Origin of the sequence: Aureimonas altamirensis (genome assembly GCF_001463885.1) — a bacterium.
Lineage (GTDB): Bacteria > Pseudomonadota > Alphaproteobacteria > Rhizobiales > Rhizobiaceae > Aureimonas > Aureimonas altamirensis.
The window spans coordinates 44,767-63,710 of record NZ_BBWQ01000024.1; the positions used below are offsets into that span (position 1 = coordinate 44,767).

The following is an 18,944-nucleotide window of genomic DNA, read 5'->3' on the forward strand; positions in this document are numbered from 1 at the left end:
CCCCACCGCGTTAAAGGCTGGCCTTGGCGCCCGCCGCAACGGCGCCCGGGCGGTCCATGCCAAGCCGCGCCTCAACCTCCTGCGCCGACAGCGCATGCCCGAAGAGCCAGCCTTGCAGGCTTGCACAGCCGATGCGCCGCATCAGTTCGGCCTGGTTTTCGCTTTCCACCCCTTCGGCCGTGACCGGCAGGTCCAGCGCGCGGCCCAGTTCCACGATTGCCGCAGCAAGGCGGTAGGGCTTTCCGCCAAGCTCCGCCGCGGCCACGAAGGAGCGGTCCATCTTGATCCTATCCAGCGACAGGCGCTGGAGATAACCGATGCTGCTGAAGCCGGTGCCGAAATCGTCCAGCGAAATTCGGATACCGCGCGCACGGAACTCGCCCAGGATCCGCTCCGCTTCGTCGGGCCGCCGCAGAAGGTGCTTCTCGGTGATCTCGAAATCCAGCCGCCGTGTAGGAAAGCGCGATTCCTCGAGCACCTCCATGATCGAGCCGACCAGGTTGCGATCCCAGAACTGTACCGGCGACAGGTTCACCGACAGGCCGATATCCCAGTCGCGCGCCCGGTGGCACGCCTTGGCGATCACGCGCAGGCCGAGTTCGTTGATGAGGCCACTTTGCTCCGCGACACGGATGAAATGGTCGGGGGAGACCGCGCCGGTCTCAGGGTGCTCCCAACGCGCGAGCGCCTCCACCATCTCGATGCGCCCGGTGGAAGCGTTGACGATCGGCTGGAAAGCCACCTCGATCTCGTCGCGCGCCATGGCCTCGCGCAAAGCGCCTTCCATGGCATGGCGCACCAGGTTCGCCTCGTCCTGCTGCGGCTCGTAGGCGAGCCAGCCGCGCTTGCCACGCGACTTTGCCGCATACATGGCGACATCCGCGCGCCGCATGACTTCCTCCGCCTCCAGCCGTGCATCCCGCCGCGCCACGCCGATGGTGACGCCGATATTGACGCTGTAGCTGCTGACGTGGAACGGCGGCTCGAAGGCGGAAAGGACGCTGTTGGCCGTACGCTGCGGCTCGTCCGCAGCGCCGCCCGGCAGAAGCACGGCGAATTCGTCGCCGCCGGTGCGCGCCACGGTCGAGCCGGGCGGCGTCGACCGCTGGATACGGCGGCCCGCCTCCACAAGGAGGTCGTCGCCGGTGGCATGGCCGTAGACGTCGTTGGCCTCCTTGAAGCCGTCGAGGTCCATGTAGAGAAGATACTGGTCGGGCCGCCGGTCGCCATGGCGAAGCTGGGCCAGAAAGCGGCTCCGATTGGCAAGACCTGTCAGGGCATCGTGATAGGCAAGAAAACGGATATTGGCCCGGCTGGAATGCAACGCCTCGTTCGACAGGCGCGCGCGGTTCAGGATCACGCCCGCGGCAAAGAACGAGATGAGCGCGATCAGCATCAGCCCCGGCAAGATCTGGTGCATCAGCGCGGTGCCCGGAGTGTCGGGGGTCCAGACGACGGCACCGATGGGCTCGTCGGTCACGCTTCTCAGGGTCACCATTTCCTCGCCGGCCACCGTGCCGCTATCGGTCAGCAAGCGCAGGGCGCCGGTGCGGTACCGGCTGGACAGGCTATCGACGAGGGCGCCATCGATGGGACGCGTGATCACCATCGTACGCCGAAGTCCTTCCGGGCCGGCCAGGCCCGGAGACAGCGGCGTTAAATCCGCCGCCGCATAGACGAACATGTTTCCGCCCTGCGACGTGAAGGCCCCAACTGCGGTGATGCCGGAATATTCGGCCGTGCCGGCAGCCTCCACCCCGGCGCGCAGGGCTTCGCCCACGGTCGCGAAGGCATCCAGGGGCTGCGCCGTCGGGCTGCCGTCATCGTAGGAGTAGATCGTCGAGGTTCCGTTCTCGATGATGAACAGATGGGTGTAGCCCTGCCGCTGGCCGAGATAGACGCCGATATTGTCATCCGCCCAGACCGGATCGAACGACAGGACCAGCGCGCGGAACGCGTCGTCCCACACGGCGTAGTCCTGCAGATCGTGCACGGCAAACTCGACAAGGCTTTGCATCGCGCTGCCGATCGTCTGCCTGTCGCGCTCGGTATCCAGCCTGTCCTGCACATTCGTCAGGTAATAAAGCAGCGAAAACAACGCTCCAAACGACGTGACAACCAACAGGGCCGTCGGCACCAGGTACTGGCGCGGAAAGAAGCGGCGAATGGATTGCATGCGCTTTCGCTGACCTGGTGACGGCGTTCGGATAAATACAACTGTAGATTATTCAAAATCCGTTGCAAGATGCCATGGCTGGGAGGCCGTGCTTGTATGGGTGCAATCCTGTCGCTTATCGTCCGAGCCGATTGATCAGCATTGGGGTGGCACCACAGCCCTCCCTGCGGTTGGCATCACCGGACTAAGGGCATCCTTACCGCGTGACGGCGTCAAGAGTCATCAAGACCCCGACATAGTTACAGACCTGCGCCGGCCTATATGCCCTGACTGCGCCACTCTTGGAGCTCTTGTTCTGCCAGCGCTCAAGCCGGCGGGAGCGCGAGGCAAGGAGCAGGCTGCTTGTCTTTCCCTCCCGCTACGGCACGCCGATGTGTGCACCTTGCGGAGCAATACCTACCATTATTTCCACCTCAGGTTTATTTACTCATCCAAACATTACTGACATCAAAGCACCCGACAGTTGACATCGTATAGCGTACGCAGCCAACTCGCACAGGAAGGTGAAGGTGGACTTTGATAGCCCCGAAACTTGGACAGAAGAGCAGCACGAGCGCTTTCGCGTTGTCCAGAGCTATGAAGCTGCTCTTCGTGAAAAGCAACCCGATCTATATTCATATTACCTTAAGTGCGAGGTTGAGAATGAGGTTTTGCCGCATTATCTAGGCATCCAACTCACAAATATTTTAGAAAAGGATTTTGGAATAAACGGCGTATCATTAATTTCATACTTCCTAACATTTCGCCGATATACCGAGTATCAGTACAAAATAAGGCCTTGGTCAGATGACTGATCAAGATATCAGATTTATATTGATCGAACCTGCATGATTGTCACATGCCGCAAAGGCCGACGCCCTGAACTCGTATTTGGAGATCGTTAGATCGCTATCCCCCGGACAGGGTGATGGCAAGGATTTCAGGTATACGGGCGAGCAGCTTTGGGCTTGCAGACGGCCGTATCGGAATTGCGGCTGACGCCGCCCTTGCATATCGGATGAACTAAGGTCGATATCGCTCAAGCATCGGCCGCAACCACTGTCGGATGCGGCCGATTGCGCGCTCAGGCCGCGCGTCGGGCGGCGATGCGCCGGCGGATGCTGTCGACATCGGCGCGGGGCGTCGCGGCAAAGAGCTTCTGCGTATAATCGTGCTGGGGGGCGGCGAAGACGGCATCCCGCGTGCCGTGTTCCACCACCTCTCCCAGATACATCACCATCACCTCGTCCGCGATGTACCGCACCACCGACAGGTCGTGGGAGACGAAAACATAGGTCAGGTCGAACTCGTCCTGCAGATCGGACAGGAGGTTCAGGATCTGTGCCTGCACCGACAGGTCGAGCGCCGAGACCGGCTCGTCCAGCACCAGGATCTTCGGCGACAGCATCAGGGCCCGCGCGATGGCGATGCGCTGGCGCTGGCCGCCCGAGAACATGTGCGGGTAGCGGTTGTAATGCTCGGGCTGGAGGCCGACCTTGACCAGCATCTGCATGGCAAGTTCGCGGCGCTCCGATGCCCGCTTGTCGGTATTGAGCAGCAGCGGTTCGCACAGGACATCGCCGACCTTCTGGCGCGGGTTGAGCGAACCATACGGGTTCTGGAACACCATCTGCACCTGACGACGCATGTCGCGCGTCACGCCGCTGCGCGCGATGTCCATCTTCTGTCCGCCGATGAACAATTCTCCGCTGGTGGGCGCGTCGATCAGCGTCAGGATGCGCGCCAGCGTGGACTTGCCCGATCCGGATTCGCCCACCACGGCCAGCGTCTTGCCGCGCTCGAGCCGAAGGCTGATGCCGCGCACCGCATGCACGGTGCGCGTGCGGCCGAACAGGCCGCGCGACACCTGATAGTCGCGGACGATGTCGCGGGCTTCAAGCATGATGTCGCTCATCGACCGGCCTCCGCCGCCATGAAATCGGCCACGGTGGGCAGGCGGTCGCCCGTCGCGTTTTCCGGCAGGGCCGACAGCAGCGCCCGCGTATAGGCGTTGGAGGGAGATTCGAAGAGCGTCAGCACGTCGGCTTCCTCCATCTTGCGGCCCTTGTACTGCACGATCACCCGGTCGGCCGTTTCGGCCACGACGCCCATGTCGTGCGTGATCATGATCAGCCCCATGCCGTGCCGGGCCTGGAGGTCCATCAACAGATCCAGGATCTGCTTCTGGATCGTCACGTCCAGCGCCGTCGTCGGCTCGTCTGCGATCAGCAGCTTGGGGTTGCAGGCGATGGCCATGGCGATCATGACGCGTTGCGCCTGCCCGCCCGACATCTGGTGCGGGTAGCTGCCGAGGCGCTCTTCCGCGTCGCGGATGCCGACTGCCTCCAGCAACTCGATCGCACGGCGGCGCCGCTCGGACCGGCCCATATTCATGTGGACACGCAGCACTTCCGTGATCTGCGTCCCCACCGTGAAGCAGGGGTTCAGGCTGGAGCCCGGCTCCTGGAAGATCATGGCGATGTCGCGCCCCACGATCTGCCGGCGCTGCGCACCGCCGAGCCGGCGCAAGTCCTGTCCGTCGAAGGCCATGACATCAGCCGTCACCTTCGCCGACTTGGGCAGGATGCCCATCACGGCCAGCATGCCGACCGACTTGCCGGAGCCGGATTCGCCGACGATGGCCAGCACCTCGCCGCGGTCCACGGCCAGGTCCACCCCGTCCACGGCGCGGAACGGCCCGTGCACCGTCTCGAACTCGACGGTCAGGTTGCGAACTTCAAGAAGGCTCATGGTTCAGCCCTTCCGCATCTTCGGGTCGATGGCATCGCGCAGGCCGTCGCCGATCAGATTGATCGCGAGGACGGTGACGAGAATGGCGAGACCGGGGAAGGTCACCACCCACCACGCCCGCAGCACGAATTCCTGCGCCTCGGCCAGCATGGTGCCCCATTCGGGCGTCGGCGGTTGCGCGCCCATGCCGAGGAAGCCCAGAGCCGCCGCGTCCAGGATGGCGTTGGAGAAGGACAGCGTCGCCTGCACGATCAGGGGCCCGAGGCAGTTGGGCAGGATGGTGCGGAACATCAGCCGCAGCGGACCCGCCCCGGCCACGCGCGCCGCCGTCACATATTCCCGCTCCTTCTCGGCCATCACCGAGGCGCGCGTCAGCCGCACGAAATGCGGTTGCAGCACGAGCGCGATGGCGATCATCGCATTGGTGAGGCCGGGCCCCAGAACCGCCACCAGCACCAGGGCCAGCAGCAGCGACGGGAAGGCCAGGATGATGTCCATCAACCGCATGATGACGGTATCGACGAAGCCGCGCATGTATCCGGCGATCATGCCGATCACGATGCCGGTGGACACCGAGATCGTCACCACGAAGACGCCGATGAACAGCGAGTAGCGTGCGCCGTAGATCAGGCGCGACAGGATGTCGCGGCCCACGGCATCGGTGCCGAGCGCGTAGGCCCACCGGCCGCCTTCCATGAAGACGGGCGGCAGCAACAGCGCGTCGCGGTTTTGCGCGGCCGGGTTGTGCGGGGCCAGGATCGGCGCGAACAGCGCCACGAACACCACGATGGAAAACACGACGAGGCCGAGGACCGCGCCCTTGTTCTCGGAGAAATAATACCAGAATTCGCGCAGCATCTGGCCGCGTACGCCGCCCTCGGGGGTTGGCGTCGGGACCATGCTGCCGACCTGCGATGCGGATTCCTGTGCCTGGATATGGCTCATCGTTCCATCCTCCTCAGCGCGCCCGAACCCGTGGGTTGATCAGACCGTAGGTCAGATCGACGACGAGGTTCACGACCATGATGACGATGGCGATCAGAAGCAGTCCGCCCTGGACGACCGGATAATCGCGGCGGAAGACGGAATCGACCATCCATTTGCCGATGCCCGGCCACGAGAAGATCGTTTCCGTTAGAATGGCACCCGCCAGGAGGACGCCCACCTGAAGGCCGATCGTCGTGACTACGGGGATCAGCGCGTTGCGCAGCGCGTGCACGCCGACGACGCGGAAGGAAGACAGGCCCTTGGCGCGCGCCGTGCGGACGTAATCCTCGCTCAGCACCTCCAGCATGGCCGAGCGCGTCTGCCGCGCGATGACGGCCAGCGGGATGGTGGCAAGCACGATGCCCGGCAGGATCAAATGACTGACGGCCGACTTGAAGGCCCCGGCCTGGCCGGACAGAAGGCTGTCGATCAGCATGAAGCCGGTGACCGGCGGGAAGAAGTAGAGCAGCGATATGCGGCCGGACACCGGTGTCCAGCCCAGCGTGCCGGAAAACAGGATGATGAGCAGCAGGCCCCACCAGAAGATCGGCATGGAATAGCCGACGAGCGCCGTTCCCATGATGGTCTGGTCGAACCACGAGCCGCGCTTGATCGCCGCCAGCACGCCGGCCGGAACGCCGATCAGCACCGCCAGCAGGATGGCGACCGTGGCCAGCTCGATGGTGGCGGGGAAGAGGCTGAGAAACTCGTCCAGCACCGGGCGGCGGGTCACGATGGACTGCCCGAAATCGCCCTGGAAGAGCCCGACCAGATAATGCCAGAACTGGATCGGCAAAGGCTGGTCGAAGCCCAGTTGCGCGGAAAGCTGCGCGTGGCGCTCCGGAGACATGCCCCTTTCGCCCGCCATCAGCAGAACCGGATCACCCGGCAACAGCCGGATGAAGGAGAAGGCGACAATGGCGACGCCGACAAAGGTCGGGATCAGGACGCCGATGCGCGAGAGAAAAAATCGAAACATGTCGCTCTATCTTGCGAAGGTTGCTCTTCGTGGAGATGGCCGGACGGCGCCATGGCGCCCCATCGGGCGGCGGCATGGACAATAAGCTGGAATGGCAAAGGGGGGCGATGACGGATCGCCCCCCTTCAAGACCGTTCGTGGCGGCCCTTTACTCCGTAATGTCGACCCCGTCAAAGGTCATGTCACCGAGCGGGCTCTGGATGAAGTTCGTCACGTTGCTGCGCGTCGGCACATAGACGACCGAATGGGCGATAGTTGCCCAGGGCGCTTCACGCTTGAAGATCTCCTGCGCCTTCACGTAAAGCTCGGCCCGCTCTTCCTGCGACGATTTGGTCTTTGCTTCCTGCACAATGGCGTTGAACTCTTCGTTACACCATTGCGCACGGTTGGCGCCGCCCACGGCATCGCAACCCAGAAGGACGGCCAGGAAGTTGTCGGGATCGCCATTGTCGCCCGTCCAGCCCATCAGGATGGCGCCGTCGCGGTCCACCTCGGCGGTGCGCTGCAGATACTCGCCCCACTCATAGGAGACGATCTCCGAATTGACGCCCACCGCCGACAGGTCGGACTGGATCAGCTCGGCCATGCGGCGCGCATTCGGGTTGTAGGGCCGGGACACGGGCATGGCCCAGATCTTCATCGACAGGTTGGAAACGCCGGCCGCTTCCAGCTCGGCCTTGGCCGCTTCCGGATCGTACGGATCGTCCACGGTGGCTTCGTCGTAAGACCACATCGTCGGCGGGATCGGGTTCTTGGCCACTTCACCGGCGCCCTGATAGACGGCGTCGATGATCGCCTGCTTGTTGATCGCCTTGTTCAGCGCGCGGCGCACTTCCGGCTTGTCGAACGGCGCCTGCTGGGTGTTGTAGGCGAAGTAGCCGACGTTCAGCCCCTCCTGCTCCAGCACCTTCAGGTCGGAATTGCCCTTCAGGCTGTCGATGTCGGACGGATTGGGGAAGGCCATGACGTGGCATTCGCCCGCCAGAAGGCGCTGCTGCCGGACCGAGGCGTCCGTGGTGATGGCGAAGACCAGATCGTCGATGGGCTGCTTGCCGTTCCAGTAATCGGCGAAAGCCTGGTAGCGGATGACCGCGTCGGGCTGGTAGGCGACAAACTGGAAGGGGCCGGTGCCGATGGGCGCCTGGTTGAGCTGCGCCTCGTTGCCCGCCTCGGCGAGCTGGTCGGCATACTCCTTCGACATGATGGAGGCGAAGGGCATCGCCACATTGGCGATGAAGGGGGCGTAGGGCTGTGTCAGCGTGAACTTGACCGTCAAATCGTCGACCTTTTCGATCGACTTGACGAATTCCGGCATCGACATGGAGTTGTAATACTCCCACGACGCGCCGCCCACATACTGGTGGTAGGGGTTCTCGGTGTTGCCCTGCCGGTCGAACGAGAAGATCACGTCGTCGGCATTGAAGTCGCGCGTCGGCGTGAAGTTGGCGTTGGAGTGGAACTTGACGCCCGGGCGCAACTTGAACGTATATTCAAGCCCGTCTTCCGAGACATCCCAGCTTTCCGCCAGGCCCGGCTCGGTCTCGGTGGTGCCCTTCTTGAACTCGGCCAGGCGGTTGTAGATCGGATGGCCGGAAGCGTCGAAGGTGGTACCGGAGGTATAGAGCGCGGGATCGAAGCCTTCCGGCGACCCTTCGGAGCAGTAGACGAGGGTCTTGGCCTGCGCGGCGGAACCCAGAGCGAGCGCCATTGCCGTCGCGGCGAGAAGCGTCTTCATCCGTGTCATGTAGGGAGTCTCTCCATTCGTTGCAGCGCAGCAGCGCCGTCGAACGGCTATTCCACCTTAAGTTGAATTGTTCCGCAAGAGCCCACCGAACGATCGTTCAGTGAGCCAGCAGAACCGGCACGCCGGACACGGTGAGGATGTTGCGCGTGGTGCCGCCAAGCACCCATTCCCAAAACCTGGAATGGCCGTACGCGCCGATGATCAGCAGGTCCGCCCCCTCGGCGGCGCACTCGGCCAGGAGCGTTTCCGACACCTTGTCGCCGGGTGGCAGCGACTTGAAGACGCAGTCGACGCCGTGCCGCGAAAGGTGGCCGGCGATCTCGTCCGCGCCAGCGTCGGCACCGCTTCGGCCCACCGCTGCCAAAATCACCCTATCGGCCGCACGCAGGAAAGGCATGGCTTCGGCCAGCGCCCGCGTGGTCTCGCGGCTGTCGCGCCAGCCGATGACGATGGTTTTGGCCGGTCGGGCCGGGGCATCCGGCGGCACCATGTAAACGGCCCGCCCACCCGCGAAGAGCGCCGACTGGAACAGGCTGGGCCATCCGGCATCCTCGACGCCAAGCGGCCGTCCCGCCACGAAAAGATCGCTCATGCGCGCAAAGCGGGCCGCATGTTCGCGCAGCTCGCCATCCGTTCCGTCGCAGCGCTGGAAGGTGACGGGGCTGGACATCGCCTCCAACCGCTTGCGCAGGCGCGCTTCCGTCGCGTCGCCCGCGGAGCGGGCTTCCTCTATCGCATCGGCGACGATCTCCACCGATGCGCCCACTGGATCGGCAGCGATGTAACCGATCTCGATCAGGTTGGTGAACAGGACAGTCACCCGCGCATCGAAGAACGCGCCGAGCGCATCGGCATGCTGGAGCCGCCGCTCGTCCTTGTCGCTACCATCCAGGTGAACAACGATGTCCCTGATCATCCCACGCACCCTTACCTGCCGTTCCGACGATCGATGAAGCCACATTCCGGTTGCGAAATCACCCCATAATAATATGAGTGCTTTGTCCTGTTTATAGCACGCAGTTTTTTGGGAGCGCGCAATGCTCAGACGAGATGTCCTGTCCATCGCCATCGCCGGGGCGCTTGGCCTTGCCGGCCCAAGGACAGCCAACGGAGCGGCCACCGTGATCCATGAAGCCGAGGATTTCCCCTCACCTGTCGATGGCACGTCGCACCGCCTGATCCATGCGGCCGTTGGGCAGCGTCCGGCCGGCGGCTACCCCTTGCTGCTGCTGCTTGACGGCGACTCCACCTTCGAACCGGCCATCGCGCATGCCGAGCGCCTGAACCAACCCATCGTCGTGGCGGGGCTTGGCTATGGGGAGGCCGAAAGGGATGTGATCGTGGCGCGTCGCTATTACGATCTGACAAGCCAGGCGCCGGACGATGCGATTCCACGGGCCGCAGGATCACCCGCCCCGCGCACCGGTGGCCGCAAGGCCTATGCGGCATTGCTGCGGGAGACTGTCGCGCCGCGCCTGGCGCATCTATACCCTATCGACCGGGCGCGCATGACGCTGTTCGGCCATTCGCTGGGGGGCGCCTTCTGCCTGAACGCGCTTTACGACGGCGTAGGGCCCTTCACGTCCTTCGCCGCTGCCGACCCGTCGATCTGGTGGAATGGCGGCGAGTTGTGGCAGCGGACGCTGGCCTGGAAAGGCCCGGCAAGGCAGGGACCGACGCTGGTTTCCATCACGACGTCGGGGCGGCGCGGGCAGAGGCCGGGCCAGTCCGCCGTCGACGCGCGCCGCACGGCCGAGTTGCGTGCCGGACCTGGCGGGCAGGCGATTGCCGAGCGGCTCTCGGCCCTACCGCATCTTGCGGTATCGTACAGGGACTTTCCGGAAGAGACGCACGGAAGCCTCAAGCCGGTCGCGGCGCGCCTTGCCGTCGAATCAACCCTCGTCCGGTAGCGCCAGAAGCGCCTCGAGCGCCAGATGATACGACCGGTCGCCGAAACCGGCGACCACGCCCACGGCGACGGGTGACAGATAGGAATGGTGGCGGAAGCTTTCCCGCGCGTGGACATTGGAAAGATGCACCTCCACCATTCTGGCGCGCGAAGCCTTCACGGCATCCGCAAGCGCCACCGACGTATGCGTGTAGGCGCCGGCGTTCAGGATGATCCCCGCGCCATCGAGGCCGGCCTCCTGCACGAAACCCACAAGGTCGCCCTCGCTGTTGGACTGGCGGAACTGCAGTGCGACCCGCCCGCCGGCCCTGGCGCGGAGGTCGGCCTCGATATCGGCAAGCGTCTTTGCACCATATATGCCGGGCTCGCGGAGCCCGAGCAGGTTCAGATTGGGCCCGTTGATGACGACGATCCTGGCAAACGGCATTGATGGCTCCCCCAAAAGTCTTCACATGACGCCAAGCACATAGACCATTCGGAGCGTACGCAACATGTTGGACAGGGCCGATCTTCGCGCCTTCTTTGCGGCCGATGCGGCCAGTGTCGCGGAGCGGCTGATCGGATGGAGCCTGTTCATCGATGGGGTGGGCGGCCGGATCGTGGAAACCGAAGCCTATGACAGCGACGACCCCGCATCGCACAGCCATCGTGGCAGGACGCCGCGCAACGGCGCAATGTTCGGCGAAACGGCGCATGCCTATGTCTACCGGTCCTACGGCATCCACTGGTGCCTCAACTTCGTCTGCGATGCGCATCGCCCGGGAAGCGCGGTCCTGATCCGGGCGCTGGAACCGCTTGCAGGCCAGGACCGGATGGCCGAGCGGCGCGGGACAGCGGCGCCGGCACTGCTCTGCTCCGGCCCCGGCCGGCTGGCGCAGGCACTGGGAATAGACGCCAGCCATAATGGCCGCGACCTGTGCGCCCCGCCCTTCGAATTGCAGCCGCCTGCCGGCCCTTCCCAGGTCTGGCGCGGGCCGCGCATCGGCATCAGCAAGGCGGTCCACATTCCATGGCGCTTTGCTGTCATGGGCTCCCCATTCCTCAGCCGCCCGGCGCGGCTATGACAATGGCAGGGGCGTAGGCCCATACACCCCTTCCGGGGGACTGGACGTTCAAAACGACGCGGACTCCGTCGAATTCGTCTCACCTGGCCCATATCGAGGTAGCTTTACCCCCTGAAGGAGTCACCCTGCCGCCAAAAGCAGTGGTGCCAACCGCTCCAAACCGGCCGGACGACTGAACAACCATTCAACGGAAGGGGTAGAAAATGCGGCTGTTGGCCATGAAACCGTTGGCCCGGCAATAGGTGAGCGCGCATCTGTGTGAGTCTTTCTCGCAACGCACAGTATCGATTTCCGCATCGCATTTAACATTTGTTAATTACGCAACCGCTGGTAGGCGATAGCCATACATCCATCGGAGGGGACGCCTCGTCGGAAGATGATGAGCCCGCTCAGAAAGATTACCAAAGCTTTTGTTTTTTCGTACCGAGAAACATTGGCGTCCGACCGAGTTTTGGCGACGCCGTACAACTGATTGAAGAACACCGGGCCCAGCCGTCTCGTTTTTGTAGATGGGCCAACCGTTTTAGATGGAGGTTTCACATGCTCGATAAGGTGCACAGCACGGGCCGGACCATGCCGCAGGCCGGTATCCTCGCCAACCAGCACAATTACCGTTCCGTCCACAGCGCCGTTGCCGCCAATGCGCGCAATGACGATACGGACCACGATGCAGAGCGCACGCATGTCGTGATCATCGACAGCCGGCAGCTCGAGCGCGAATGCCTTGCCAGCAGCCTCTGCGCCCAGAGCGCCGACCTGCAGATCGCAACCTTCTCCAATGTCGAAGGCTGGCGCCAGGCGCGTGCCCGTCACCCGGAGACGGCGGTCATCCTGCTGCATCTCGGCAACCGCAAGATCACCGATTTCGGCATTGCCGCCGATGTCAGCCGCGTCGTCGCCGAGGCCGCGCCGGTGCCGGTTATCGTGATCGCCGATACGGAAGAGATGCCCCAGATCGTCAAGGCACTCGAATGCGGCGCCAAGGGCTTCATCCCGACCACCGTCACCATCGGCGTCGCGATCGAGGCCATCGAGCTGACGCTGGCCGGCGGCGCCTTCGTGCCCGCTTCCAGCATCCTCGCCATGCAGTCCATGCTGGAATCCGGCCACGCCCCGGAGCGCCCGCTAAACGGCATGTTCACCGCCCGCCAGATGGCGGTCGTGGATGCGCTGCGCCGCGGCAAGGCCAACAAGATCATCGCTTACGAGCTGAACCTGCGTGAGAGCACGGTGAAGGTCCATGTGCGTAACATCATGAAGAAGTTGAAGGCGACGAACCGCACGGAAGTCGCGTTCAAGATCCGCGATCTGCTGCCGGAAACGGCTGGTCCGTCCATCTGAGGATAGCGGCGCGGCGTCAGCATAGACGCCTTGCCCGCAAGTATCATTTCAGTAAAAGCATAACTTAAAGTCTTTTCCTATTGGCGGGCGTCGTGTCCCATGGACACGCGCCCGCCCATCGCCTTTTTCAGGCGCAATCCCGCGTGCCGGAGCCGTCTGCCGGCTCGATCTGCACGCGCGCATGGCCGGCTCCGATAAAGCCCAGCTTCTGCGCAGCCCCTTTTGAAAGGTCGATCAACCGTCCCCGTACGAAGGGGCCCCGATCGTTGATCCGCACCACCACGGATTTGGAATTTTTGAGGTTCGTTACCTTGACCTTCGTGCCGATCGGCAAGGTCTTGTGCGCCGCCGTCATGGCGGCCGGGTTCATCATTTCGCCCGATGCCGTACGGGATTTCAGCGCGTACCAGGATGCGCTCCCGCAGGATGTCTTTCCTTGAGCGGCATAAGCTCCGGTTGCGGGCATGCCGAACGTCATTCCAGCCAAGATCATGGCCGCCAGGTGCAGCTTCTTCAATATCCCCGTGTCCTGTCCTGTTTCATACGGACAGGCGCCGAGAATCGACCGTCATCGCGTCGTGATGATTGTCCCCTCGTGGCCCCCGCCGTTCGATGGCTCCTAAAGCCATGACGGATAAGGCGAAATTTCGGCGGAGAGGTTAATTCGTGTCAGGACGCGTCGTCGCGCAGGTTGAGCAGGCCCTCGCGATAGGTCGGAAACTCGAAGGCAAAGCCCATGTCGCGGAGCCTCTTGTTGGAGACGCGCTTGTTCTCGCCATAGAAGCTGCGCGCCATGGGACCGAGCTCAGCGGTTGCAAAATCCTGCTCCGGCGGAGCGTCCACCCCCGCCAGTTCGGCCGCAAGGGCGACGACATCCTGCGGCGGCGCAGGCTCGTTATCGGTCACGTTGAAGATGCCGTCCGCGCGCCGGTTCATCAGGAAGCCCAGCGCCGAGGCGATGTCGTCCACATGGATGCGGTTGAAAACCTGCCCCGGCTTGACGAGGCGGCGCGCCGTGCCGGACTTCAGATTGACGAAGGCATTGCGGCCGGGGCCGTAGATTCCGGACAGCCGAACGATGGCCAGAGGAACGCCCCTGTCGTCGGCCAGCCGCCGCCACCCCTCTTCCGCCGCCAGCCGCTGGCGCGAGCGGAGCGACACCGGGGCCGGTTCGGTCGTCTCGTCCACCCATTCGCCCCCATGGTCTCCATAGACGCCGACGGTCGACAAATAGGCGATCCAGCACAGCTCCGGCGCGCCGTGGGCGATTTCGTCGCGATACCAGTGCAGCACGGCATCGCCGGCCGCTTCGCCATCCGGTGCGATGGACATCAAGAGATGTGTCGTGCGGAACAGCGCCGCGTCGATGCCGGGCCCCGGCGCCGTACCGTCGAAGATGAACGGCTTCAGCCCATGTGCGGCAAGCCCGGCCGCCTTGTCGGGCGTCCGGGTCGTAACGCCCGAAATGCCGCTTGTCGGCAGCCGTGCCGCAAAACGGCCGGCCGAATATCCATGGCCGAACACGAACAATCGGTGCGGCTGCGACCGCGAATCATCGTTTGCGGCTGCCTCGGCCGCGCCTACGCCGCCCGTCATCGACGGCGGAGCCAGCCGGGCGTGAGGCTGGACAGAGGGGGCGGCACGATATGCTCGATCTCCAGCGTGCCGATCGTCAGATGGTCGATCTCGGCCTTGCCGACGCGCGCCTTGCCCACGGACAATCGCCCGATGGCGAAGGCCCCGATGGCAAATGCGCCTACCGCAAAGGCACCGACGGCCAGGGCGCCGATGCTGCCGGCGCCCAGATGCCGGGTTTCGCGGAAGCCATCGGGCAGGCCGATACCGCCATCGCGAAGGGCGGCGCGCGCCCGCTCGAAATCGCCATGGGCCGCGTTGCGCGCCGCATCGGCGACGGCGGCACCCTTTTCCTGGGCGACTTCCTTCAATTCATCGGCTCGTTTCGACCAGCGCATGCCACTCTCCCCTGACCAGATCGTCATCCTCGTTAACAAGGGCGGCATCCCGCGCCGCCAAGGCCCCGGACGGAGAAAGCCGGCCGAATGCCCATACCGCCATCGCCCTGACAAGGGCGGCCTCATCGCCCAGAAGGCGCGTCACCTGCGGCAGAAGCGCGTCCAACCCGGAGTTTCCGGCCGCGATCAGGCAATTGGACACGAACTTGTCGCGGCCGATGCGCTTGACCGGAGAACCGCTGAACAACGCCCGGAAATCCGCGTCGGTCAGACGCATCAGGCTTTCCAGTGAAGGCGCGTTGAGATCGTCGCGCGCCTGCAGCCGCGCCTCGCGCGCGGTGCTGGCAAACTTGTTCCATGGGCAGACGGCAAGGCAGTCGTCGCAGCCATAGATGCGGTTGCCCATGGCCGGTCGCAACGCGCGGGGCACGAGCGCCTTCGTCTCGATCGTCAGGTATGAGATGCAGCGGCGGGCATCGAGCTGGTAGGGCGCGGGGAACGCGTCCGTCGGGCAGATATCCTGGCAGGCCCGGCACGACCCGCAGGCATCCGACGCGGCCGTGTCCGGCGTCAGCGCAAGCGTGGTCGCGATGGAGCCGAGAAAAAGCCACGAGCCATGCTCCCGGCTGACAAGGTTGGTATGCTTGCCCTGCCATCCGAGCCCTGCCGCCTGCCCCAACGGCTTTTCCAGCAGCGGCGCCGTATCGACGAAGACCTTGACCGAGTGGCTCTCATCCGGCCGCATCTGCCGGATGCGCCCCATCAGGCGGCCGGCAAGCTCCTTCAGCCTGCCCTTGATGACATCATGATAGTCGCGGTTGCGCGCATAGACCGAGATGACGCCCTGCGCCTTGTTTTCCAGAGCTTCCAGCGGGTCGAAGCCCGGGCCGTAGTTCATTCCGAGCACGATGACGCTGCGGGCCTCGGCCCACATGGACGTCACGCCGCGGCGGCGCTCCGCCGTTTCGGCGATCCAGCCCATGGTGCCGTATCGGCCCTCTTCCACGAAGGTGTCGAAGCGCTCCACGACCACCTCGTCGGTCCGCGCAGATGCGACGCCCACGGCGTCGAAGCCGAGGCGGTGGGCTTCTGTTTCGAGAAAAGACCGAAACCGGTCTTCCGCAGGGGGCGGCAGCGCATCCATACGGCTTTTATACAGGCTGGCCCCGGCTTTGCGTTCAGAAATCGAGTTCGCCGTAATGGGCGGCCGGCGGTATTCCGCGGATCCGCTCCTGCAGGAAGGGGCGGAAGGACGGGCGCGACTTGATACGCATGTACCAGTCCTTGGCTACGGGGTCGTCTTCCCAGCGTACTTCGCCGAGATAATCCAGCACTGAGATAGCGGCCGCGGCGGACAGGTCGGCATAGGACAAATGCGACCCGGCCAGCCAGTTGCGGCTTTCGGAAAGCCAGCCGATGTAGCGCACATGGTTCTTCAGATTGGCACGCGCAGCCCGCATGGCCGACGAATCGGGGGCGCCGCCGCCCTCGGCCGCCGTCATTTCGCGTTTGAAGACGCGCTCGCGGACCAGATAGCGCGTCACCTCGCCTTCCATCTTGCCGAGGAACCAGTCGGTCAGGCGCCGGATCTCCGCGCGCTCGAAAGGCTTTTCGGCCAGCAGCCGCCTGTCGCGCTGAAACACGCCGCGCGTCTCGTCCAGATATTCGGCCGCCACCATGCCGCCCACGATCGGCGGTCCGTTGTCCTCGACCAGCACCGGCACCGTGCCGGCAAGGTTCAGCGCCAACAGTTCCTTGCTGCGCTCCCACGGGCGTTCGTCGACGAGCTCGAAGCGCTCACCGTATTCCGTCATCACCAGGCGCAGGAACCTGCACGCAGCGGACATGGGGTGATGATGGAGCCTGAGCATGAGTCGTCTTGTCTTAACCTCCGGCCGTTCGGGCGATGTGCGGAGATAGCCGAATCAATGATTTGTCCGCAAGGGTGCTTAGGCGGGCGCCTTGCTTGAAACTGATGTCACAATACGGACGGGTTGATCCGCATGGTGCAGTGCGCAATGACAGGGGCTGGATAGACACGAGGGGACGGCGCTTGCAGTTCAACGATATTTTCGACGCCACGCTGCTTGGCCTGATCGAAGGTCTGACGGAATTCATACCCGTTTCGTCGACGGCGCACCTGTTGCTGATCGGGCAGGCCATCGGCTGGCGCTCGACGGGCCACAGTTTCGAGGTCCTGATCCAGCTCGGCGCGGTCCTGGCCGTCCTGTCGGTCTATTTCGGCAAGCTGTGGCATCTGGCCCGGACGCTGCCGACCGATGCGCGCAGCCGCCGCTTCGTACTGGGCATCCTCGTCGCCTTCCTGCCGGCCGCCATCATCGGCGCAATGGCGCATGGCTTCATCAAGGGCGTCCTGTTCGATTCGCCTGCCATCATCTGCATCGCGCTGATCGTTGGCGGCTTCATCCTTCTCTACATAGACAGGATGCCCCGCAGGATCCGCTACAAGGATGCGATGGAGTTTCCTCCGTCGGTCTGCCTGGCTATCGGCTTTTTCCAGTGCCTTGCGATGATTCCCGGTACGTCCCGTTCCGGCGCCACGATCGCCGGGGCGCTGCTGATGGGAACGGACAAGCGCTCGGCGGCCGAATTCTCGTTCTTCCTTGCCATGCCCACAATGGCCGGCGCCTTCACCTACGATCTCATCAAGAATCGCAACATCCTGTCGACCGACGACATGATGCTGATCGTCATCGGCTTCGTGGCTGCCTTCCTGTCGGCGCTCTTCGTGGTGAAGTTCCTGCTGGACTTCGTGTCCAGACACGGCTTCGCACCGTTCGCCTGGTGGCGCATCATCTTCGGGACGGCCGGGCTGATCGCCCTCTACGCCTTCGCCTGAGGGCGGATCGGCGCCGCAACGGCGCCCCGCCCCTCCCTGCCCCGGGTCATTCAGGCATTCAGGGCCGGGGTGCAATTTCCGGATCGATGGTCTGGTCCGAGGTCGGGCTGCCCTTGGTGAACTGGCCCTGCGGGCGGAACCGCACAAGATAGGTCGGCAGGACGGCTTCCAGCGTCCGCGGCTGGATGCCGAAGGCCTCAAAGGTGCGTCCCTCCGCCTTCGCCGCTTCGGACACGACATTGTCCTGCCGCAACTGCTGCACCTGGTCGTGGGTCAGCGGCGCGCCCGGCAGATACTTCATCACGCCGGCCAGCCGCTCGGCCGCGCCGAACGGAATGTCCAGGAAGCGGCGCTTGCGATCGATCACCAGAAGCATCTCTTCCATCAAGGCGCGGAAGCTCAGGCTTTCAGGCCCGCCCAGCTCATACACACGGCCACCCGGCACCGCGCCATCGACCGTCTTCGCCACCGCTTCGGCGACATCGTTGACGTAGACCGGCTGGAACATCGTCTTGCCGCCGCCGATCAACGGCAGGAAGGGCGAAAAGCGCGCCATGTCCGCGAAGCGGTTGAAGAACTGGTCTTCCGCGCCGAAGACGATGGACGGGCGCAGAACGGTGGCATCGGGCACGGCCTCGAAGACATATCGCTCGCCCAGCGCCTTGGTGCGGGCGTAGCGGCTTTCGGAATTCTCGTCTGCGCCGATGGCCGACATCTGCGTCAGGCCGGCACCGCGCGCCGCGGCGGCCTTTGCAACCAAGCGCGCGCCTTCTGCCTGGATGGCGGTGTAGCGCTGGCGTCCGGCCTCGGTCAGGATGCCGACGAGGTTGACGACATGGTCGGCATCTTCCACGGCGCGTTGCACCGACCACTCGTAGCGCAGATTGGCCTGGATGGGCTGGATCTGGCCGAGGCGGCCGGCCGTCTGCAGGTGGTAGGCCAGGTCGGGCCGGCGGGTCGCGACGCGGATGCGGTGCCCGCGCGAAGCAAGGGCGTGCACGACATAGCGACCCAGGAAGCCTGATCCGCCGAAGACGGTGACGAGCTTTTTGTTGTCGATTCGCATATGCGGGCCCTTCCGATATCGATGGCGCTGGCCCTGCGCGCTGCGGCGCGGCATCGGCCTTGCGAGGTCATTTAGCGGGATTTCCCCGACGCGCAAAGGGCTTGGATGCAGGCAA

At 64.2% G+C, this 18,944-nt stretch carries 19 protein-coding genes; 5 read left to right on the forward strand and 14 right to left on the reverse strand.

Annotation, left to right across the window (positions count from 1 at the left end; all coding sequences use genetic code 11):
- Nucleotides 1-10: 10 nt before the first annotated feature.
- Nucleotides 11-2,176, reverse strand: coding sequence for a bifunctional diguanylate cyclase/phosphodiesterase (locus AUL31_RS18005; protein ID WP_060609827.1), 2,166 nt, complete (start codon nucleotides 2,174-2,176; stop codon nucleotides 11-13).
- 509 nt (nucleotides 2,177-2,685) lie between these two features.
- On the opposite strand from AUL31_RS18005, the gene AUL31_RS20420 reads away from it, so the two are divergent.
- Nucleotides 2,686-2,970 (forward strand): hypothetical protein, encoded by a 285-nt coding sequence (locus tag AUL31_RS20420; RefSeq protein WP_143190294.1) that lies wholly within the window; start codon nucleotides 2,686-2,688, stop codon nucleotides 2,968-2,970.
- Between the two features lie 269 nt (nucleotides 2,971-3,239).
- Here AUL31_RS20420 and AUL31_RS18010 read toward each other — a convergent pair whose 3' ends face one another.
- The 6 genes from AUL31_RS18010 to AUL31_RS18035 form a co-directional block, all read right to left on the reverse strand.
- Nucleotides 3,240-4,070, reverse strand: a complete 831-nt coding sequence (locus AUL31_RS18010) for a dipeptide ABC transporter ATP-binding protein (RefSeq protein ID WP_060609831.1) — start codon at nucleotides 4,068-4,070, stop codon at nucleotides 3,240-3,242.
- Nucleotides 4,067-4,906, reverse strand: coding sequence for an ABC transporter ATP-binding protein (locus AUL31_RS18015; protein ID WP_060609834.1), 840 nt, complete (start codon nucleotides 4,904-4,906; stop codon nucleotides 4,067-4,069). Before AUL31_RS18015 ends, AUL31_RS18010 begins: the two co-directional genes overlap by 4 nt.
- A 3-nt stretch (nucleotides 4,907-4,909) precedes the next feature.
- Entirely contained in the window at nucleotides 4,910-5,851 is a 942-nt protein-coding gene (locus tag AUL31_RS18020; protein WP_082647009.1) for an ABC transporter permease subunit, read from the reverse strand.
- Nucleotides 5,852-5,864: 13 nt separating this feature from the next.
- Nucleotides 5,865-6,872, reverse strand: coding sequence for an ABC transporter permease subunit (locus AUL31_RS18025; protein WP_039195185.1), 1,008 nt, complete (start codon nucleotides 6,870-6,872; stop codon nucleotides 5,865-5,867).
- Between the two features lie 148 nt (nucleotides 6,873-7,020).
- Entirely contained in the window at nucleotides 7,021-8,616 is a 1,596-nt protein-coding gene (locus AUL31_RS18030; protein ID WP_060609837.1) for an ABC transporter substrate-binding protein, read from the reverse strand.
- A 97-nt stretch (nucleotides 8,617-8,713) separates the two neighbouring features.
- Nucleotides 8,714-9,532 carry a universal stress protein gene (locus tag AUL31_RS18035; protein ID WP_060609839.1) on the reverse strand — a complete coding sequence of 273 codons (819 nt, stop codon included), beginning with the start codon at nucleotides 9,530-9,532 and terminating at the stop codon, nucleotides 8,714-8,716.
- Nucleotides 9,533-9,653: 121 nt separating this feature from the next.
- Here AUL31_RS18035 and AUL31_RS18040 point away from each other — a divergent pair, with 121 nt between their 5' ends.
- Entirely contained in the window at nucleotides 9,654-10,526 is an 873-nt protein-coding gene (locus AUL31_RS18040) for an alpha/beta hydrolase (RefSeq protein ID WP_060609841.1), read from the forward strand.
- Here the strand turns inward: AUL31_RS18040 and aroQ are convergent.
- Nucleotides 10,509-10,952, reverse strand: a complete 444-nt coding sequence (aroQ, locus tag AUL31_RS18045; protein ID WP_060609844.1) for a type II 3-dehydroquinate dehydratase — start codon at nucleotides 10,950-10,952, stop codon at nucleotides 10,509-10,511. The two genes, AUL31_RS18040 and aroQ, sit on opposite strands and share 18 nt — an antisense overlap.
- Nucleotides 10,953-11,016: 64 nt before the next feature.
- Between aroQ and AUL31_RS18050 the strand changes: the two genes are divergently transcribed.
- Together AUL31_RS18050 and AUL31_RS18055 are read left to right on the forward strand one after the other, a co-directional pair.
- Nucleotides 11,017-11,589 carry a DNA-3-methyladenine glycosylase gene (locus AUL31_RS18050; RefSeq protein ID WP_060609847.1) on the forward strand — a complete coding sequence of 191 codons (573 nt, stop codon included), beginning with the start codon at nucleotides 11,017-11,019 and terminating at the stop codon, nucleotides 11,587-11,589.
- Between the two features lie 540 nt (nucleotides 11,590-12,129).
- Nucleotides 12,130-12,930 carry a response regulator transcription factor gene (locus tag AUL31_RS18055; protein ID WP_244489456.1) on the forward strand — a complete coding sequence of 267 codons (801 nt, stop codon included), beginning with the start codon at nucleotides 12,130-12,132 and terminating at the stop codon, nucleotides 12,928-12,930.
- Between the two features lie 127 nt (nucleotides 12,931-13,057).
- On the opposite strand, the gene AUL31_RS18060 is transcribed toward AUL31_RS18055, so the two are convergent.
- From AUL31_RS18060 to AUL31_RS18080, 5 genes are all read right to left on the reverse strand, one after another.
- Nucleotides 13,058-13,408: a septal ring lytic transglycosylase RlpA family protein gene (locus AUL31_RS18060; RefSeq protein ID WP_244489459.1), complete on the reverse strand. Its 351-nt coding sequence runs from the start codon at nucleotides 13,406-13,408 to the stop codon at nucleotides 13,058-13,060.
- A 191-nt stretch (nucleotides 13,409-13,599) separates the two neighbouring features.
- Nucleotides 13,600-14,526 carry an SDR family oxidoreductase gene (locus tag AUL31_RS18065; protein WP_143190296.1) on the reverse strand — a complete coding sequence of 309 codons (927 nt, stop codon included), beginning with the start codon at nucleotides 14,524-14,526 and terminating at the stop codon, nucleotides 13,600-13,602.
- The gene (locus AUL31_RS18070; protein ID WP_143190297.1) at nucleotides 14,523-14,903 is read right to left on the reverse strand and encodes a hypothetical protein; all 381 of its coding nucleotides are present in this window, start codon (nucleotides 14,901-14,903) and stop codon (nucleotides 14,523-14,525) included. Before AUL31_RS18070 ends, AUL31_RS18065 begins: the two co-directional genes overlap by 4 nt.
- Entirely contained in the window at nucleotides 14,878-16,047 is a 1,170-nt protein-coding gene (gene queG, locus AUL31_RS18075) for a tRNA epoxyqueuosine(34) reductase QueG (RefSeq protein ID WP_060609853.1), read from the reverse strand. Before queG ends, AUL31_RS18070 begins: the two co-directional genes overlap by 26 nt.
- Before the next feature lie 34 nt (nucleotides 16,048-16,081).
- Entirely contained in the window at nucleotides 16,082-16,774 is a 693-nt protein-coding gene (locus AUL31_RS18080; protein ID WP_060609855.1) for a glutathione S-transferase family protein, read from the reverse strand.
- A gap of 182 nt (nucleotides 16,775-16,956) precedes the next feature.
- Between AUL31_RS18080 and AUL31_RS18085 the strand changes: the two genes are divergently transcribed.
- Nucleotides 16,957-17,763 (forward strand): undecaprenyl-diphosphate phosphatase, encoded by an 807-nt coding sequence (locus AUL31_RS18085; protein WP_060609857.1) that lies wholly within the window; start codon nucleotides 16,957-16,959, stop codon nucleotides 17,761-17,763.
- 58 nt (nucleotides 17,764-17,821) lie between these two features.
- On the opposite strand, the gene AUL31_RS18090 is transcribed toward AUL31_RS18085, so the two are convergent.
- Nucleotides 17,822-18,829: a complex I NDUFA9 subunit family protein gene (locus tag AUL31_RS18090; RefSeq protein ID WP_060610187.1), complete on the reverse strand. Its 1,008-nt coding sequence runs from the start codon at nucleotides 18,827-18,829 to the stop codon at nucleotides 17,822-17,824.
- Nucleotides 18,830-18,944 lie beyond the last annotated feature (115 nt).

Excerpts from the sequence above, each read along its gene's own strand:
- AUL31_RS18005 (WP_060609827.1), bottom strand. The coding sequence starts at position 2,176 with ATGCAATCCATTCGCCGCTTCTTTCCGCGCCAGTACCTGGTGCCGACG.
- AUL31_RS18010 (WP_060609831.1), bottom strand. The coding sequence starts at position 4,070 with ATGAGCGACATCATGCTTGAAGCCCGCGACATCGTCCGCGACTATCAG.
- AUL31_RS18015 (WP_060609834.1), bottom strand. The coding sequence starts at position 4,906 with ATGAGCCTTCTTGAAGTTCGCAACCTGACCGTCGAGTTCGAGACGGTG.
- AUL31_RS18020 (WP_082647009.1), bottom strand. The coding sequence starts at position 5,851 with ATGAGCCATATCCAGGCACAGGAATCCGCATCGCAGGTCGGCAGCATG.
- AUL31_RS18025 (WP_039195185.1), bottom strand. The coding sequence starts at position 6,872 with ATGTTTCGATTTTTTCTCTCGCGCATCGGCGTCCTGATCCCGACCTTT.
- AUL31_RS18030 (WP_060609837.1), bottom strand. The coding sequence starts at position 8,616 with ATGACACGGATGAAGACGCTTCTCGCCGCGACGGCAATGGCGCTCGCT.
- AUL31_RS18035 (WP_060609839.1), bottom strand. The coding sequence starts at position 9,532 with ATGATCAGGGACATCGTTGTTCACCTGGATGGTAGCGACAAGGACGAG.
- AUL31_RS18040 (WP_060609841.1), top strand. The coding sequence starts at position 9,654 with ATGCTCAGACGAGATGTCCTGTCCATCGCCATCGCCGGGGCGCTTGGC.
- aroQ (WP_060609844.1), bottom strand. The coding sequence starts at position 10,952 with ATGCCGTTTGCCAGGATCGTCGTCATCAACGGGCCCAATCTGAACCTG.
- AUL31_RS18050 (WP_060609847.1), top strand. The coding sequence starts at position 11,017 with ATGTTGGACAGGGCCGATCTTCGCGCCTTCTTTGCGGCCGATGCGGCC.
- AUL31_RS18055 (WP_244489456.1), top strand. The coding sequence starts at position 12,130 with ATGCTCGATAAGGTGCACAGCACGGGCCGGACCATGCCGCAGGCCGGT.
- AUL31_RS18060 (WP_244489459.1), bottom strand. The coding sequence starts at position 13,408 with ATGACGTTCGGCATGCCCGCAACCGGAGCTTATGCCGCTCAAGGAAAG.
- AUL31_RS18065 (WP_143190296.1), bottom strand. The coding sequence starts at position 14,526 with ATGACGGGCGGCGTAGGCGCGGCCGAGGCAGCCGCAAACGATGATTCG.
- AUL31_RS18070 (WP_143190297.1), bottom strand. The coding sequence starts at position 14,903 with ATGCGCTGGTCGAAACGAGCCGATGAATTGAAGGAAGTCGCCCAGGAA.
- queG (WP_060609853.1), bottom strand. The coding sequence starts at position 16,047 with ATGGATGCGCTGCCGCCCCCTGCGGAAGACCGGTTTCGGTCTTTTCTC.
- AUL31_RS18080 (WP_060609855.1), bottom strand. The coding sequence starts at position 16,774 with ATGCTCAGGCTCCATCATCACCCCATGTCCGCTGCGTGCAGGTTCCTG.
- AUL31_RS18090 (WP_060610187.1), bottom strand. The coding sequence starts at position 18,829 with ATGCGAATCGACAACAAAAAGCTCGTCACCGTCTTCGGCGGATCAGGC.